The sequence below is a fragment of the Hyphomicrobium sp. DMF-1 genome, assembly GCF_027886585.1.
In the GTDB taxonomy this organism is placed as follows: domain Bacteria; phylum Pseudomonadota; class Alphaproteobacteria; order Rhizobiales; family Hyphomicrobiaceae; genus Hyphomicrobium_C; species Hyphomicrobium_C zavarzinii.
In genome coordinates this window covers 2,869,499-2,885,998 of the sequence record NZ_CP115706.1, presented here as the reverse complement: position 1 = coordinate 2,885,998, position 16,500 = coordinate 2,869,499, and the positions used below count along the sequence as shown (strand labels likewise).

Below are 16,500 nucleotides of genomic sequence, written 5' to 3'. Positions count from 1 at the left end.
CAAAAACAACGCAGATTTGCGACGTTTTTGCGGTGAGGTCAACGTGCCGCCGCTGCAACTCTGAGCAAAAACAGAGGCTTTTGCACTTGGAAGATGAAAAATATCGCAGCCGGGCGCTGTCGCTCGAGAAGTCGGCCTCAGCGCATCAGCTCGCGGATGGCGGAATCGAGCCCGGAAAGGGTCATGGGATACATGCGCCCCTCCATCAGGCGATTCACTAGCCCAATGGAGGGCGTATACCCCCAGTGAGTCTCCGGGACCGGGTTGAGCCAGACGGCGTGCGTGTAAATGCCCGTCACGCGCTGCAGCCACGTCGCGCCCGCTTCCTCGTTCATGTGCTCGACAGCGCCGCCCACGTGCGTGATCTCGTAGGGGCTCATCGAGGCGTCGCCGATGAAGATCACTTTGTAGTCGGCCGGATACGTGTTGAGCACCTGCCACGTCGGCGTCGTGTCGCTCCAGCGCCGCGCGTTGTTGCGCCAGACGCTCTCATAGAGACAGTTGTGGAAGTAGTAGTACTCGAGATGCTTGAACTCGCTGCGCGCCGCGGAGAACAGCTCCTCCGCCGTCTGGATGTGCCAGTCCATAGATCCGCCGACATCGAAGAACATCAGCACCTTCACCGCATTCCGCCGCGTTGGGCGGAGCGCGAGATCGAGATAGCCTTTGCGCGCCGTGCCGCGGACGGTCTGGTCTAAATCCAGCTCTTCGGCTGCGCCCTCCCGCGCGAAGCGGCGCAAGCGGCGCAGCGCCATCTTGATGTTTCTCACGCCAAGCTCGACGTCGCCCGCGAGATCCTTGAATTCACGCTTGTCCCAGACCTTGATCGCGCGCCGGTGGCGGCTTTCCTTCTGCCCGATGCGGATGCCGGCAGGATTGTAACCGTAGGCCCCGAACGGTGAGGTACCGCCCGTTCCGATCCACTTGTTACCGCCCTGGTGACGCTCCTTCTGCTCGGCGAGGCGCTGCCGCAGCGTCTCCATGATCTTTTCCCAGCCGCCGAGCTCCTCGATCTTGGCCTTCTCCTCGTCGGTGAGATAGAGGGCCGACATGGCGCGCAGCCACTCGTCGGGAATCTCCGCAGTCGCGGTCTCGCTCATGAGATCGAGGCCCTTGAACACATGGCCGAACACGCCATCGAAGCGATCGAGATAACGCTCGTCCTTCACGAGCAGCGAGCGCGATAGATAATAGAAATCTTCAACGCGCTGCTGGGCTACGTCGGCATCCAGCGCTTCGAGCAGCGTCAGGTATTCTTTGAGCGTGACCGGGATCTTTGCGTCCCGGAGCTCTTTGAAAAAGGTCGCGAACATCCGTCCTCCAGAGCGGGGATCATGACGGATCGACCCGCAAAGGGGCAACCAAAAACGAAGAAGCCGCCCCAAAGGGCGGCTTCCCGTAAGACTACGCTTATCAGCTTCGATTAGAAGTTGATGAGAGCGCCGAAGGTGACTTCGCTCATGTCTTCGTAAGCGTTCGCGGTGTTGTCGTCGAACTCATAGTTGCGATACTTGAGCCAGAGCGACATAGCAGCAGCGTCGACTTCCTGGACAACGCCCAGACCCCACCACTTGAATTCGCTGTCAGCAGCGTCATCAGCCTGGCTGTCCATGTACTCGCCGTAGAGCACCGTGGCGCCGAGGTGGTTCCAGTTGCGGCGGAGACCACCCTTGAAGTACCAGGTATCACCGTCGGTGTTGGCAATCTCGTTGTCCAGATTGCCGTAGTTGACCAAGCCGAACAGACCGGTACCGATGTGCTGGATGTAGAGGCCAGCCTGCGTGTACTCGCTGTCGCCGAAGGTCGAGCTGACGCGGCCGGTGCTCTCAGCGTAGACAACCGTAGCGGCAACCTTGAAGCCGTGGAGCTCACCTGCGTAGCGCAGGCCGATATCCCAGGCGTCGTCATCACCCCACGAAGCCGAGGCGCTGAAACCAGCGAACACCGGCGAGTCGTAACGAACCGAGTTCACAGGAACGCCGTAGCAGTCGCCGGGGATGCAAGCGCCTGCACCACCCCACGTCAGCGACGGAGCGCCAACCGGGTTGAGAGTTGCCTGACCAGCGCGCGTCGCTGCATCAACAAAGCCGCCACCCTTGGTGCGGATGCCGAAGCTGAGGACGTCGAAGGCCACCCAGTTGGCGGGAACCAGCGAACCAGAGCCGTCAACGAGGATTGCTGCGTTGTCCGAAGCCATCGACTGAAGGCCGACGCCGACCTTACCGTAGTGGTCGCTCTTGATGAACCAGTACGACTGCATCGCCTGAACGTAGTTGGCCGTTCCAGCGAAGAGGCCAGGGCCGTTCGGCGTGTTCTGGTTCGTCGTCAGAGCGTCAGAGCCATCGATTTCGATGTGCAGCACGTAACCAGCCGTCCAGCCCGGGACGATGGTTGCCTGACCGGTGAACTTCACGTTCGAGCCGAGGGTCGAACCGAGGCCGGTAACGTAGGTGTTGCTCTCGGCGCCGTCATCCCAGTAGGTCACCTGCTCGGCAACCCAGCCAGAAACCGTCAGCGAGACCTTGCGATTGCCCTTACGAGCCGTAGTGGCTTCGAGCTCAGCGACCCGCTCTTCGAGGTCGGCGCAGCAATTGCCCCCAAGGTCAGCTGCATTTGCGCTCGTAGCGAGACCACCTGCGAGCAGGCCGGCCGCCGCCAGGGCGCTTAGGCTATATTTGTTCATAGACCTTCTCCCAATCTGCGTTGGTAATCGAGATGGCGGACGCCCTTACTCGGAAAAATACGCAAACTAGGCCGCACTCTGCGATGTTGACGGCGCTGAAGATTCCTTCGGAACCGCCGCTGGCCCGGAGAGTCTGCGATTCTCCCCTGCGCAACAATCGAGCAATGTCGTTTTGGCCCTGACTGCTCGGCAACTGTGGCGCATGAGCCACGAATGGATCCGCAAGGCCCGGAGTTATGGGCTGTTTCTTAGGGTGTCGGTAAGAATTGCGGATGTGGGAAGCGGTGGATCATGTGGGGATATTGGTCCGGTGTCGCGGTCCGCGATCCTTTTCAAGCGACTCGCAGCGGCCGGTTCCCTGACTAGAAGCGATTCGAGCTGCGCATATGACAGGCGGCGATTTTCTGCAGGAAGCTGTGTGAAATCGCGAATAGCCCGTTCTTGATCGGCGCCCACCATTGCCCTCGCGGTCACGGATCATCGGGCGACACGGCTGCGGCCTGAGCTGGATGGCAAACGAGTTTTCCCGCGAACCGGCCGAATTGGCAGGCAGCGGCGTCCTCGCGAAGAGGCGCGCACTCTATTCTTATATAGGCGCCTGGATACGCTCCCGCGTCTCGATATGCGGGGCGCGTGGCGAGTCGGCCAGCCGCCTGTGAGGCACCTCTTATACGGCGTGCAGACCAGGCCTCATCGAGGTGCCGCGTCCAAAAACAAAGAAGCCGCCCCGAGGGGCGGCTTCCTGTTTCGGTTGGCAATCTCAGCTTCGATTAGAAGTTGATGAGAGCGCCGGCCTTGAAGTACTGGATGTCCAGACCCGGGGTGCCTGCGACGCCTCCGCCGCCAGCAAGACCGGGAGCTTCGACTTCCACGTTGCGGTAGCTGAGCCAGAGCGACATAGCGGCGTTGTCGATCTCCTGCACGAGGCCCACGCCCCAGAGCTGAGTGTCGCTGAAGTTGCCACCAGCCTTGAAGTCGATGACGGCATCTTCGTACTCACCGTAAAGAACGGTGTGGCCGAGCGGGGTCCAGCGCTGACGCAGACCGGCCTTGACGTACCAGGTCTCGCTGTCGAGGGCTGCATCTTCGAAGTCGACGCCAGTGTAAGCGCCGTAAGCGAAGAGGCCGGTCGGAACGTGCTGCAGGTAAGCGCCGACCTGCCAGCTCTGAGCGTCGCCGATGATGGAGAGCAGCGGCTGCGTCTTGCCAGGGCTGTCGGTTGCTTCGATGTAGGCGCCTGCAACAGCAAGCTTGAAGCCGCTGAACTCGCCGGCGTAACGGAGGGCGACATCCCAGAAGTCGTCCTCACCCCAAGAAGCCGAAGCCGAGAAACCGGCGAAGGTCGGGGTGTCGTAACGAACCGAGTTGGTCGTCACGCCGTTGGAGTCGGTGAAGCCCATCACGTCGCCGATGGTGGCGAACGCCTTGCCGGGCAGCACGCTGCCGGGAACGAAAGCGCCGTTAGCGTCGCGCAGACGGAACCCGCCGTAATCGAACGGAACGAAGTTTGCCGGAACCAGCGAGCCCGAACCGTCGACGAGGATGGCAACGTTATCCGAGGCCTGCGACTGCAGACCGACGGAGAGCTTGCCGAGGCTCTCGCTCTTGATGAACCAGTAAGACTGGATCGCCTGAACGACGTTGGACTGGTTGCCGTTGCCGTAAGCAACGTTGGTGCCGTTGGGGGTCACCTGATCGATGCCGAGGAGGGCATCGCTGCCGTCGGCTTCGATGTGGAGCACGTAACCAGCGGTCCAGCCGGGAACGATGGTGGCCTGACCAGTGAACTTGACGTTCGTTGCGAGCGTCGAGCCGAGGCCCGTAACATAGGTGTTCGACTCGAAGTCATCGTCCCACCACATGACCTGCTCGGCAACCCAGCCGGAGATCGTGAGAGAGACCTTGCGGTTGCCCTTGCGAGCAGTCGTGGCCTCAAGTTCGGCGATACGCTCTTCGAGGTCGGCGCAGCAGTTCCCCCCGAGATCGGCTGCGGACGCACTGGTAACGGACAGACCACCTGCAAGGAGGCCGGCCGCCGCCAGGGCGCTTAGGCTTTGCTTTTTCATTTACCTTCTCCCGTCTACTAACTTCGAAACGGGCGCTTGACGCACTTTCTAATTAACGCCACGCGCTCAACAACTCGACCAGCGGCACAGATCGAATCACCGCTCAGGCCGAGATACTACGCAGATCTCTCTCGCCCAGGGAATGGAGAACATGCGCTTTCCAGTGGAATTCGGGGGGTATGTGGCGTGATTGCAACGAGGCGTGTGGCGGCGGTAACGTGTTGATATAATGGATGAATTGCAGGCGCCATTCCGGCTTTCCCGCAGTGCGTGTCCACAGGCTTACCGCCAAACGTTCCACTGTCCACACCCACCCCCGAGTGACTGGATTGGGAAGAATGTCCCTTTTGGTCGGGATGACTTTAAGTCGTGTTCAGACGTCCGCGCGGCTCTTGGCCCGTCGACATGTCCGCTCCCTCTGGGGAGGTCTTCGATACCCTGCTAAGTGCGCTGTACATTGAAAAAATACAAAGGCGGCCATCTTGCGACGAGTCTCACGCTCGGATATTATTGTTGCAGCGCAAAAATCCGGCCGGACGCCATCCCTTAAAGGGGAGGGGAGAAGTGGCCAGCCGGCAAATATTGCCACAATCGGCGTTTATCAGCATCAAGCAGCGTGGGTGTCTTTCCCACGCTTTCAGAAGCCGGCTTGCCCCGTGGGGAGCATCCGATTGAAGGACCGGGTTGGCGCGGAAGTGGCGCAGATCCGGCTTGAGTTGGGCGACGCGGCAGGTCGGAGCAAGACTTCTCCGGAACGTATCATAGATGAGTGATGATCCTGGCATGGGCTCAGGCCCAAATCGTCGTCGGGTTCTGATCGGTGCAGGCGCGACCGCTGTGGTGGCCGCGCTGGCCGAGCATGTGCTCGGGTTGTCGCCGGCTTTCGCCGGTGCCGCCGCCGACCAGACGAACGAGTCTTTCGCCGCGGATCATGTGAGAAAGCTCGCCGAGGAGCTTTCCGCGCGTGAGTTCGTGAAGCCGCGCCTCGAGCTGCCCGAGCCGTTCAACGCGCTCACCGCCGAGCAGTACCGCGATATCCGCTTCCGCTCCGAAGCCTCCGTATGGCGCGGCGAGAACCTCGACTACGAGGTGCAGCTTCTCGCGCTTGGCTGGCTTTATGAGACGCCGGTCGAGGTGTGGATCGTCGAAGGCGGCAAAGCGCGCAGCCTCAAGGCCGACAGCGCGAGCTTCGCGATCGGCCCTTCCATCGAGAAGGCGCCCGATGCGGCGCCGTTCGGTTTCTCCGGTTTCCGCGTCTCCGGCACCCTGAACAGGGCCGATGCGCTCGACGAGTTCGTCGCGTTTCAAGGCGCAAGCTATTTCAAGGCCGTCGGCCGCGGCCAGCAGTACGGCTTGTCCGCACGCGGCCTTGCGATCAACACGGCACGCCCCGGCGGGGAAGAGTTCCCGGTTTTCCGCGCATTCTGGATCGAGAAGCCGGCGCCGGGCGCGAGCGAGATCCTGATCCACGCTTTGCTCGACAGCGAGAGCGTCGCTGGCGCCTACCGCTTCGTCATCCGGCCCGGGTCTGCCACCGTGATCGACGTGGAAGGCATCCTCTATCCGCGCCGCTCCCTCACGCATGTGGGGCTCGCACCGCTGACCAGCATGTATTTCCACGGACCCGCCCAGCGTCGCATTGACAACGACTACCGCCCCGCCGTGCACAACAGCGAGGGCCTCGCTGTGATCAACGGGCATGGCGAGCGCCTGTGGCGGCCGCTTGCCAACCCGAAGATGCTGCAGACGAGCGCCTTCGTGGACAAAGACCTCAAGGGTTTCGGCCTCGTGCAGCGCGACCGCTCTTTCGCGGGCTACGAGGATCTCGAGGCGCGCTACGACCGCCGCCCCTCTGCCTGGGTTGAGCCCGACGGAAGCTGGGGCGACGGCTATGTGGAGTTGATCGAGATTCCCATTGCCGAGGAGATCCACGACAACATCGTGGCCTACTGGAAGCCCGCCAAGCCCCTCGAGCCGGGTAAGGCCTACAAGTACGGCTACCGCATGTACTGGGACAGCGCCGTGCCGGCCGTCTGGTCCGGCGCATGGACGCACCAGACTCATGTTGGTGCGACGCGGAATGCGGACACCATCTTGTTCGTTGTCGATTTTGCGGGCCCCGCCGCCAGGGATGCGAGGGAGCTGCCGGTCGCCGATCTTTTGGTTAGCGCCGGCACCACCGCGAACCTCAGTGTACAGCGTCATCCCGAAATTTCGGGGCTGCGCGTGAAGTTCGAGCTCAATACCGCGGGAACTGAGCTTATAGAGCTGCGTTTAAGCCTCAAGCTGGCTGGCCAGTTGATATCTGAGAACTGGCTCTATCGATGGACGAGAGCATGATCGCCGACGACCTCGCGATTGCTACCGCGGGCGCCTCGCCTCAAACGGCGCGCCCGCCCCGCCCGCATCTCGATGCGAGCGATCCGGCTCTCCTTCCCGAGCCCTCGCCGCTCGACATGCCGGAGCAGGATTTTTCTGCAACTCCGCCGCGTGAGTGGCCGAAGCGTAGAGGTCCCAGCATTCCGCGCACGGCGGTGTTCCTCGGCGCGGCGCTGATGACGGCAGCCTTCGCACACGAGCTCTACGGCGTGCTCTCGTTCGTTCAGATGACGCCGATCCAGTTCCTGTTTCTGGTCCTGTCGACGCTCACCTTCGCGTGGATCTCGATCGGCACGCTCTCCGCCGCGCTGGGCTTCCTGCCGCTGTTCGCGGGCGAGAAGGCGGACACCATTGACGTACCGGGCGCGGACGGCCCCATCTCGAAGCGCAACGCGCTGCTGTTCCCCGTCTACCACGAGGATCCTGCCCGCATCTCGGGCACCATCTCCGCGGTGGTGGAGGAACTGGGGTCGCTCGGAAAGGCTGCCCACTTCGACATATTCATCCTTTCGGACACGCGCGGCGCTGACGAGGGAATGCGGGAGGAGGCCGTATACGCGGAGCTGGCCCGCGCGCTCTCCGGCGAGACCCGGGTCTATTACCGCCGCCGCATCGAAAACACCGCGCGTAAGGCCGGCAACATCAAGGATTGGGTGGAACGCTTCGGCGGCGCCTACGAGAGCTTCGTCATCTTCGATGGCGACAGCATCATGTCGGGCGTGGCGCTCGTCCGCCTGGCGCGCGCCATGGAGGCCGATCCCTCGGCTGGCCTCATCCAGACAGTGCCGAAGCTCATCGGCGGGACGACGCTTCTCCAGCGGCTGATGCAGTTTGCGGCCAATATCTATGGCCCGGCCATGTCCGCAGGCCTCGCTTTCTGGAGCCGCGACCAAGGCAACTACTGGGGCCACAACGCCATCATTCGCACGCGCGCCTTCGCCGGCTCGGCGGGGCTGCCGCATCTGCCGGGACCGCCGCCGTTCGGCGGCCACATCATGAGCCACGACTTCGTGGAAGCCATGCTGCTTCAGCGCACGGGCTGGGGCGTGCACATGGCTCCCTCGATCGAGGGATCGTTCGAAAGCATGCCGCCCGCGCTCACCGATCTCATCGTGCGTGACCGCCGCTGGTCCCAGGGCAACATCCAGCACCTGGCGCTCCTGTTCCGCCGCGGGGTGCCGGTCATGGGCCGCCTGCACCTGGCCATGGGCGCGCTCGCTTACATCGTCTCGGCCATCTGGGCCGCCTCGCTTGCCGTCGGTCTCGTGCTCGCCCTGCAAGGCCAGCAGTTGCTGCCGAGCTATTTCACCGACAGCAAGACGCTGTTTCCGATCTGGCCGATGATCGATCCGGGCGCCGCCATGCGGCTGTTCCTCGCCACCATGGCCGTGGTGCTGCTGCCGAAGGCGCTCGGCCTCGTGCTCGAGCTGAAGCGTGCCCAACGCGCCCGCGAGCTGTTCGGTATGCCGCGTGCCATCGCAGGCGTCGCGACCGAGACCGTGTTCTCCATGCTGCTCGCGCCTATCATGATGATGACGCAGACCGCCTCGGTCCTTCAGATCTTCTTCGGACGCGACGCAGGCTGGAAGGTTCAGCGCCGCGACGGCGCCACCATGGAGCTGGGTGAGGCCATCCGCTTCCACTGGCGCCACATGCTGGTGGGCGTCGTCGTCACCATCGTTTGCTGGGAGACCTCGCCCGGCCTCCTCGTCTGGATGGCGCCGGTGGTGCTCGGTCTCGTCCTCTCGGGTCCGCTCAACTGGCTGACCTCGCAGACGGCCGGCCCCGCCATGACGGTCGTTCTCTCCACTCCCGTCGACCGCTCGCCGTCCTCGATCGAGCTGCGCACGCTCCGCCACACCCAGATCTGGCGTGATCGTCTGGCTTCCGCAGCGGACGAGCCCCGCAAGGAGCTTGCGACGGCGGCCTGAGGCCCGGGCCGCCGATCAATCCTTCGCCGCGCCGCGCCGCAGCAGCTCCGGAAGCAGATCGCGCACCCGGATAGGCTCTGTATCGAGAAACGGGATCGGCCGCGTCACTTCGATGGCGGCCGTTCCGATCCGCGCCGTCAACGCGCCGTTGAACACCCCTTCGCCGAGCCGCCTGGACAGCCGCCGCAGCAGATCCTGCCCGAGAAACTGGCCGAGCAGATCGTCGGTCATGGCGACGCCCCCCGTGGCAACCAGATGCGTCAGAACCATGCGCGCGAGCCGTAAGGCGCCGAGGCCGCCCGGCCGCCCGCCGTAGAGCGTGGCGAGCCCGCGCAGGAGGCGCAGGTTCTCCACCATCACGTAGCCCATCGCCACCCACACCATCGGGCTCATGGCGGTCACCACAGAAACCCGCTTCGCGGATTTGAGCACCAGCCGGCGCGCGGACGCATCGAGCGGCGCCAGCACCTCCCGGTCCGCAAGACGCAAAAGATCGCCCGGATCGCGCACGTCGCCCGCATGGTCGCGCAGCCGCGCGAGGTTCCACGCGAGATCGCGCCGGCCCCGGAACGTTGCGGAAAGCGCCGCCACGGTCTTGCGCTCGAGCGCGGTATCCTTGGTGCGGAGCGCGGCGTCCGCGTCGCGCTTGAGACGCGCGAGACGGCGAAGCCTGAGAAGGCCGATCAGCTCGCGGCCCACGATGACGAGGCCGGAGCCCGCCGCCACGATCACGAGGCTCGTCGCTGTCCAGCCGATCCAGTCCTCGCGCGCGAGCGCTGCCGAAACGAAGCTCGCGAAACTCACCGCGAGCGAAAGACCGACGAGCGCCGTGACGGCCGAAACGAACAGCCCGCCGACGCTCGCGCCGCGCGCCTTCGCGGCTGGAGAGGGCTCGCCGATGGCCGAAAGCTCCTCGTCGGTCGGATGCGCGATGTCGCTCACGATGTTGGGATCGTCGGGCGCGAACACGCGCGGTCCCCGGCCCCCTGGCGTCTCAGTCTCGGTCATGCGAGCCAATCTCCGATCAGGAAGTCGAGGGCGCGGTCGAGGCGGATGTGCGGCGGCGCGGGCGTCTCGCCGGACTTCTGCGCGGGCAACAGGCGCGGCGGGCGAAAGCGTGGAAACGTGGCGCTGAACGAGGCCGCGCCCGAAAGCACGCCCGCCGGATCGTCCGGCAGATCGCCCGGAAACAGAGCCACCTCCCGCTTGCCGTCGAAGCGTTGTCCCGACACGGTCTCGCCCGGCAGCGGAACGCCGACGATACAGGGCAGCATCGCCTTGCCGTCGCGCACCTCCGCTTCGCGCGTGGCGCGGAGAGCGGCCAGCGCCATCACGCGGGCTTCCGCGCCTGCTTCACCCGCACGGACTGCAGCTCTCTCCGTCAGGAGCTTCAGGATCGCCTCCAGCCGGTCGTGGCTCGTGTGATGAATGTGGTCCGCCTTCGTGGCCGCAAACAGCAGCCGGTCGATGCGCCGCGCGCCGACGAGGCTCGCGAGCCAGCTTGCGACACCGGGGCGAAACGCGCGGAGCACGGAGGCGAGTGCGCGTTCGAGTTCGGCAATCGCGTCCGCTCCGCCGTTCAGCGCGCCGAGCACGTCCACCAGAACGATCTGTCGGTCGAGCCTGCTGAAATGCTCGCGAAAGAACGGGCGCACCACATGCGCGACATAGCTGTCGTAGCGCCGCGCCATCATCGCGGCGAGGCTGCCGCGCTCAGGCACGCTGTCCTGATCGAGCGGAAGCGGGAAGAAGGTGAGCAGCGGCGAGCCTTCGAGATCGCCGGGCATCAGGAAGCGGCCGGGGCCGAGCGTCGCTACGGCCGATTGCGCGCGCGCTGCGTGGAGGTAGGCGGTGAAACGGCGCGCGCCGTCGAGTGCGAGCTGCTCGTCCTCCGCCGTGGTGGGATCGAGCGCTGAGACGAAGGAGAGCCACTCGGCGCCGGCCGCCGCATGTGCCCCGAGCCTGGCCCGCTCAAGCGCATCCCGCGACCATGACGCGTAGCTCTCGCCCAACATCGCGAGGTCGAGCAGCCACTCGCCCGGATAGTCCACGATGTCGAGGTTCAAGCGGCGAATGCCGAGCGCGCGCCTGATGGCGTGCTCCGGAGCGAACGAGATTGCCACGCGCAGCTCCGAGACGCGGCGCGTGCTCTCCGGCCAGACGGGCGGATCGGCCTCGAGCGCCCGCACGTGTCCCTCGTAGTCGAAGCGGGGCACGTTGTCGTCGGGCTGCGGCTCGAGGTTGGCGGAAATCAGCCGTCCTTCGGCGTAGGGGCCGAAAAAGGGAAGGCGCCCGCCCTGCGTCAGGTTTCGGATCAGCGCGGTGATGAACACCGTCTTGCCGGAGCGCGCGAGTCCCGTCACGCCGAGGCGCAGCGATGGCGTGAGAAGGTCCGAGATCCGATGTCCGGCCTTGGCCCAGGTATCGGTAAGGGAAGTAGAGAGATCTGGGGCGCGCAAGGGAAACCTCATGACCGGTTTCCCTAAGTAGGCAGCGCGCGCGAGCGCCGCAAGTCCGTCGAGGGCCGGGCGAGCGGCTCAAAATTCGTCGGGAACGGCCTGAGGCGGCCTTAGCCGTAGAACACCACGACCACGCCGGCGCCGATCACAGTCAGCCCCATGAGGACGATGGTCGCGCTTCTGAGAAACTCGGACATCACTTTCTCCGCTAGCCCCGCTCGGGACACGCGCCCGCAGGGTACGCGAAAATGATTACGGCCCCGCCAATGAACGGCGACTGAAGCGGCCTGTCAGCAACCGTTCATGTGCCGGGGAGGAAAGGGGGGATGCCGGGCGTTCAGCCTTTGGCGGGCGTGGTTGTCGGCTTCCAGTCCTTGTCGTGCATCGGGATCGTAATGCGCCTCATGCCGAGCTGCTGCTCGGAGAACCACGGCAGCGTGCGCTCGAAGGCGATCGGCTGAATGTCCCGGCGCAGCAGGCCGTCGAGGATGCCGGGGTAGGCGGGAACGGCGGTCGTGAGCTTCAGTGTGAACCGGTAGTCGCCCGCATCGTCTACCAGCGCAGGCAGCGGATTGCCCTCCGGATAGAAGCGCACCGTATCCGAGAAGGTCTCCCGTCCGGCGAGGCTGAGCGGCGCGAACGCCCGGTTGGCCGCGTCATCCTTGGGCGAATGCTCGCCGATGTAGGCGCTGTAGTACCGCTTTGTTTTGACGGCGGCGTCGGTGCGAAGGTTCTCGACTGTAAGCTCCATCGTGAGCGCCGTCCCCGTGCGCGCGCCCGAGTTCACGATCGTGATGGGAATGGCGAACAGCTCAACATCGCCGCCCTGATCGCGGGCATAGTGGATGACGGGCGGAACATACACCTCGAGCGCCGCCGTCTTGAGCACGCTCTCGTAGAAGGAGAGCCCGGAGAAGCCGAGAGCCAAGGCCGAGAGCAGCGAGGCGATCCGTCCGCCGCGTCCGCCGACCTCCGCCACATTCAGATCCGTTCCGTCCGCCGGCCGCTCGTGAATGCCTGACATGAAATCCGTACCCTGCCTGTCGCTCCACACCCCGCGGCCCTAGCCCTAGAGCGCCGCGTGAAAAGTGGGAAGCGGTTTTCCGGTAAGAAGCGGGAGGCAGAAGAATGTGTCCGCAACTATGGCGTCGTTGTCAGCCGTAGCTGCGGCGCGGTTCGCGCAACGGGATCCAGCGCCCGAGCGGCGTCATATCCCGCAGCGTGCAGGCGCGCGGCACCGGCATCCCCTCCGAAACGACGAAACCTTCCTGAAAAGCGTTGCTGCGCGTAAGCGACTGCCCTGACGCATCGGGCGAGCGCGGACTGCGGAAGGTTTCGTGTGCGTCCAGCAATCCGAGCGCAATCACGAGTTTTTGAAATAGGGACATGGGCGTGTCGAAAAAAGAAAAAGCATAGCCCGGGGCGGCGATGCTTACGTCAAAACGCATGAGCAAAGACGATTATGTCTCGACCGGCGAAAAAGTTATCGCCTCGAAAGGAGTATCATAAACAACAAGCAAAAACGAAATAAGCAAAACTCGTGAAACCATTCATTCATTGGCAAAACATATTCTGACGCACGACAATTGCAGGACCCTTTGCAAGAAAAAGGTCGCAGATGAAACTATTCAACACGGTTTTTGGGCGAATCCGGCTCGAAACGCTGATTTCGCTGCTTACGATCGCCGCGGTCGTCGTTTCGACGGTATGCCTGATGTTGATCGTTCATCTGCAACTCAAGGCGGACGCCGAAGGAAAGGCGATCGAAAGCCAGCAACTCTCGCTGCGCATCGGCGCGGAGCTGCTCGGCAAAGTTCTGCCTGGCACGAAGATCACGTGGTCCCAATCCGGCGTGGTCGAGAAGATTGCGGTCTCCGAGCTTCCTCAGGACAAGGACCACGCGATCGTGGATTCCATGACGCGCATGACCGGCGCGCCGATCACGCTATTTTCCTACGATGCCGCGGCCGATGATTTCGTCCGTGTTTCGACAACCGTAACGACGGCGGATGGAAACCGCGCCGTTGGCACCTGGCTCGGTCACGGTAGTGCAGCTTATGGCGCGGTGAAAAAAGGACAGCCCTACAACGGAGCAGCCGACATTCTCGGAACGCCCTATTTCACCGTCTATTTTCCCATCGTCGATCACTCGTCGAAAGTGATCGGAATTTTGTTTGCAGGCACCAAGCAAGCTGCCGTGTTCGAGCTTGCTGCCGCGCTCGAGCGCAAGATCCTGTTCGCGTCCGTCGCGCTGCTCGTCGTCATGGCCATCGTCGGCTTCATGCTGTCGCGTCTGCTGACGCGCCCGATCCCGGTTCTCGCCGCCGTTATGGGGCATCTCGCCCGCAACAATTCCGAAGAGACCATCCCCTACACCGAGTTCACCAACGAGATCGGCGAGATGGCCCGCGCCGTCGCCGTGTTCCGAAACAACACCATCGAAAGAACGAGGCTCGAAGCCGAGCGTGCGCGCAGATCCTCGCGGCGTGAGGCACGCCAGAAAGCGCTCGAAGCGCTGATCGAGAGTTTCAAATCCGATGCCGAGCAGAGCATCGCTGCCGTTGCAGCCATGGCCGAGGATCTGGAGCGCACCGCCGCGTCGCTGCAGGGCATCGCCTCCGGAACCAACGACAAGGCCCAACTCGTGGCCACCGCGTCCGATCAGGCATCCGCCAACGTCGGCACCGTCGCCGCAGCCGCCGAAGAGCTGACGGCATCGATCGCCGAGATCGGCAACCAGATCTCGGAAGCGTTGAACAACGTCGGCAGCACCAGCACGATGGCCGCGACCACCAATGACCGCATGTCGGAGTTGTTGGCGTCCGCCCAGCAGATCGGCGAGGTCGTCACGCTCATCCGCGAGATCGCGGGGCAGACAAACCTGCTCGCGCTCAACGCCACCATCGAGGCCGCGCGTGCGGGCGAGGCGGGACGCGGCTTCGCCGTCGTTGCCACCGAAGTCAAGACGCTCGCGACCCGCACGGCGCAAGCTACCGAAAGCATTTCGGAGCAGGTGAGCTCGATTCAGGCCGCGACCGATCACGCCGTTCTCGCCATTGGCGAGATCGCCGAGCGCATGGGGCACGTCAACGGCATCACGACGCAGATCGCCGCCGCCGTGACGGAGCAGGGCGCCGCGACATCAGAGATCAACGCCAGTGTGCATCACGCAGCCGGCGACACGCGCCATGTCAGCGAGACGATCGCGGGCGTGACTGAGGCCGCCACCTCGACCTTCAAGTCCGCGCGCCAGTTGCTCGAAACCAGCGCCCAGGTCAGCGCGCGTACGAAGGCATTGAGCGCGCGTATCGAGAGCTTCCTCTCCGGCGTCGCCGCCGCCTGATCTCCGCGGCAGTCTTGGAAACAAGAAAGGCGGGAGCGCTTGCACGCTCCCGCCTTTTCAATTCTCTCGCTGCCCGCTGCCCGCTGCCCGCTGCCCGCTGCCCGCTGCCCGCTGCCCGCTGCCCGCTGCCCGCTGCCCGCTGCCCGCGCTTACGGCCCGTCGATATGCACGACCAGGCTGCGTGCCTCGCCCTTGAGGGCGGCAAGCTCGAGCCGCACGTCGTCCGAGTTGCGCACGCTGTCGGCTGGGGAGGAGCGCAGCGATCCCATCAGCACTAACGGTGCCAGGGCGAAAACGAGCAGGTTCCGCGCGGTGTTCCGGGTCATGGCTGGTCCTGGGCTTTTCTGTCTGACGCTTGTTTGGTTGGCATCAGACTGCCATGACGGCCCTCTCGCTTCCCTTAAAAAGGGGCGGTAGAGGTGAAATCGCAGCACTGACTTGAGAGCAGGGTTGCCGGGAGGTTAATCGCCCTTCCGCCGGCTCATGAACGCGAGCCGCTCGAACAGGTGGACGTCCTGCTCGTTCTTGAGTAGCGCTCCGGCGAGGGGCGGGATGACCTTGCGGCTGTCGGTCTCGCGCAGCACGGCGGGATCGATGTCCTCGTTGAGCAGCAGCTTCAGCCAGTCCAGAAGCTCCGAGGTCGAGGGCTTCTTCTTGAGCCCCGGCATGTCGCGCAGCTCGTAGAACACGCGCAAGGCTTCGGAGACGAGACGGCCCTTGAGGTTCGGGAAATGCACCTCGACGATCTGCGCCATCGTCTCAGGATCGGGAAATTTGATGTAGTGGAAGAAGCAGCGGCGCAGGAACGCGTCCGGCAGCTCCTTCTCGTTGTTGGAGGTGATGATCACGATCGGGCGCACTGATGCGCGCACCGTCTCGCCCGTCTCGTAGACGAAGAACTCCATCCGGTCGAGCTCCTGCAGGAGATCGTTCGGAAACTCGATGTCCGCCTTGTCGATCTCGTCGATCAGCAGCACCGGCCGCGCGTCGGCCACGAAGGCATCCCACAGCTTTCCGCGCTTGATGTAGTTGCGGATGTCCTTCACGCGCTCATCGCCGAGCTGGCCGTCGCGGAGCCGCGAGACGGCGTCGTACTCGTAGAGGCCCTGCTGCGCCTTGGTGGTCGATTTGACATGCCACTCGATCAGCGGCGCGCCAAGCGCGCGGGCCACCTCGAGCGCCAGTACCGATTTGCCCGTTCCAGGCTCACCCTTGATCAGGAGAGGCCGCTGCAACGTGATGGCCGCATTCACGGCAACGGTCAGGTCGCGCGTGGCTACATAGTTGGTGGTGCCTTCGAAGCGGGGCGTGGCGGGGGCTGTCATGCGCCGGATCATCTCCGTGAGAGTCGATTTCCCCTCATAGGCGCCACGCCCCGGCCCTGCAACCGAGAGAGCCCGGGTGTGAGGTCGCACTAAAGGACGGGGAGGGCTAGTTAATGCGAGACACGGTGGCGCGAAGCATGGGCCATATGCAACTAAAAATTGAAGGGCCTGTTCGCTGCGGATGACAATCCGGTCATGTGGAACGGACAGGGGCCGGAATTGCTTACAATTTCCGCCACTTGTGTATTCGGCAGGCGGCCAGCTTTTAACAGTTAAACGGCGGATTTTCTTGACATAAGCGGCCGCGCCCGCCA

Annotated in this window: 12 protein-coding genes; 3 read left to right on the top strand and 9 right to left on the bottom strand. The window is 63.9% G+C overall.

Going from position 1 to position 16,500, the window contains the following annotated elements; genetic code table 11:
• Positions 1–137: 137 nt before the first annotated feature.
• From PE058_RS13200 to PE058_RS13190, 3 genes are all read right to left on the bottom strand, one after another.
• A complete protein-coding gene (locus PE058_RS13200; RefSeq protein ID WP_271028600.1) occupies positions 138–1,313 on the bottom strand; it encodes a vWA domain-containing protein in 1,176 nt (391 codons plus the stop codon).
• 110 nt (positions 1,314–1,423) lie between these two features.
• Positions 1,424–2,683 carry a porin gene (locus tag PE058_RS13195; RefSeq protein WP_271028599.1) on the bottom strand — a complete coding sequence of 420 codons (1,260 nt, stop codon included), beginning with the start codon at positions 2,681–2,683 and terminating at the stop codon, positions 1,424–1,426.
• 770 nt (positions 2,684–3,453) lie between these two features.
• Positions 3,454–4,749, bottom strand: a complete 1,296-nt coding sequence (locus PE058_RS13190; RefSeq protein ID WP_271028598.1) for a porin — start codon at positions 4,747–4,749, stop codon at positions 3,454–3,456.
• A 765-nt stretch (positions 4,750–5,514) separates the two neighbouring features.
• On the opposite strand from PE058_RS13190, the gene PE058_RS13185 reads away from it, so the two are divergent.
• Together PE058_RS13185 and mdoH are read left to right on the top strand one after the other, a co-directional pair.
• The gene (locus PE058_RS13185; RefSeq protein WP_271028597.1) at positions 5,515–7,089 is read left to right on the top strand and encodes a glucan biosynthesis protein; all 1,575 of its coding nucleotides are present in this window, start codon (positions 5,515–5,517) and stop codon (positions 7,087–7,089) included.
• Positions 7,086–9,059: a glucans biosynthesis glucosyltransferase MdoH gene (gene mdoH, locus PE058_RS13180; RefSeq protein ID WP_156827407.1), complete on the top strand. Its 1,974-nt coding sequence runs from the start codon at positions 7,086–7,088 to the stop codon at positions 9,057–9,059. Before PE058_RS13185 ends, mdoH begins: the two co-directional genes overlap by 4 nt.
• 15 nt (positions 9,060–9,074) lie before the next feature.
• Here the strand turns inward: mdoH and PE058_RS13175 are convergent, their stop codons facing one another.
• From PE058_RS13175 to PE058_RS13160, 4 genes are all read right to left on the bottom strand, one after another.
• A complete protein-coding gene (locus tag PE058_RS13175; protein WP_020086474.1) occupies positions 9,075–10,067 on the bottom strand; it encodes a YcjF family protein in 993 nt (330 codons plus the stop codon).
• Entirely contained in the window at positions 10,064–11,530 is a 1,467-nt protein-coding gene (locus PE058_RS13170) for a YcjX family protein (RefSeq protein WP_271028596.1), read from the bottom strand. The genes PE058_RS13175 and PE058_RS13170 overlap by 4 nt, the downstream gene beginning before the upstream one ends.
• A 325-nt stretch (positions 11,531–11,855) precedes the next feature.
• The gene (locus PE058_RS13165) at positions 11,856–12,542 is read right to left on the bottom strand and encodes a hypothetical protein (RefSeq protein ID WP_271028595.1); all 687 of its coding nucleotides are present in this window, start codon (positions 12,540–12,542) and stop codon (positions 11,856–11,858) included.
• A gap of 130 nt (positions 12,543–12,672) precedes the next feature.
• Positions 12,673–12,966: a hypothetical protein gene (locus PE058_RS13160; protein ID WP_271028594.1), complete on the bottom strand. Its 294-nt coding sequence runs from the start codon at positions 12,964–12,966 to the stop codon at positions 12,673–12,675.
• A gap of 170 nt (positions 12,967–13,136) precedes the next feature.
• Between PE058_RS13160 and PE058_RS13155 the strand changes: the two genes are divergently transcribed.
• A complete protein-coding gene (locus tag PE058_RS13155) occupies positions 13,137–14,861 on the top strand; it encodes a methyl-accepting chemotaxis protein (protein WP_271028593.1) in 1,725 nt (574 codons plus the stop codon).
• A gap of 149 nt (positions 14,862–15,010) precedes the next feature.
• Here the strand turns inward: PE058_RS13155 and PE058_RS13150 are convergent, their stop codons facing one another.
• Both PE058_RS13150 and PE058_RS13145 read right to left on the bottom strand, forming a co-directional pair.
• A complete protein-coding gene (locus PE058_RS13150) occupies positions 15,011–15,187 on the bottom strand; it encodes a hypothetical protein (protein ID WP_020086479.1) in 177 nt (58 codons plus the stop codon).
• A 135-nt stretch (positions 15,188–15,322) separates the two neighbouring features.
• Complete coding sequence (locus PE058_RS13145) at positions 15,323–16,186, bottom strand: AAA family ATPase (protein WP_026868109.1); 864 nt, start codon at positions 16,184–16,186, stop codon at positions 15,323–15,325.
• Positions 16,187–16,500: the final 314 nt, after the last annotated feature.

What these genes read in the sequence shown, in the direction of transcription:
- PE058_RS13175 (WP_020086474.1), bottom strand. Translation starts at nt 10,067, where the DNA reads ATGACCGAGACTGAGACGCCAGGGGGCCGGGGACCGCGCGTGTTCGCG.
- PE058_RS13190 (WP_271028598.1), bottom strand. Translation starts at nt 4,749, where the DNA reads ATGAAAAAGCAAAGCCTAAGCGCCCTGGCGGCGGCCGGCCTCCTTGCA.
- PE058_RS13170 (WP_271028596.1), bottom strand. Translation starts at nt 11,530, where the DNA reads ATGAGGTTTCCCTTGCGCGCCCCAGATCTCTCTACTTCCCTTACCGAT.
- mdoH (WP_156827407.1), top strand. Translation starts at nt 7,086, where the DNA reads ATGATCGCCGACGACCTCGCGATTGCTACCGCGGGCGCCTCGCCTCAA.
- PE058_RS13150 (WP_020086479.1), bottom strand. Translation starts at nt 15,187, where the DNA reads ATGACCCGGAACACCGCGCGGAACCTGCTCGTTTTCGCCCTGGCACCG.
- PE058_RS13145 (WP_026868109.1), bottom strand. Translation starts at nt 16,186, where the DNA reads ATGACAGCCCCCGCCACGCCCCGCTTCGAAGGCACCACCAACTATGTA.
- PE058_RS13160 (WP_271028594.1), bottom strand. Translation starts at nt 12,966, where the DNA reads ATGCGTTTTGACGTAAGCATCGCCGCCCCGGGCTATGCTTTTTCTTTT.
- PE058_RS13165 (WP_271028595.1), bottom strand. Translation starts at nt 12,542, where the DNA reads ATGTCAGGCATTCACGAGCGGCCGGCGGACGGAACGGATCTGAATGTG.
- PE058_RS13200 (WP_271028600.1), bottom strand. Translation starts at nt 1,313, where the DNA reads ATGTTCGCGACCTTTTTCAAAGAGCTCCGGGACGCAAAGATCCCGGTC.
- PE058_RS13155 (WP_271028593.1), top strand. Translation starts at nt 13,137, where the DNA reads ATGAAACTATTCAACACGGTTTTTGGGCGAATCCGGCTCGAAACGCTG.
- PE058_RS13195 (WP_271028599.1), bottom strand. Translation starts at nt 2,683, where the DNA reads ATGAACAAATATAGCCTAAGCGCCCTGGCGGCGGCCGGCCTGCTCGCA.
- PE058_RS13185 (WP_271028597.1), top strand. Translation starts at nt 5,515, where the DNA reads ATGAGTGATGATCCTGGCATGGGCTCAGGCCCAAATCGTCGTCGGGTT.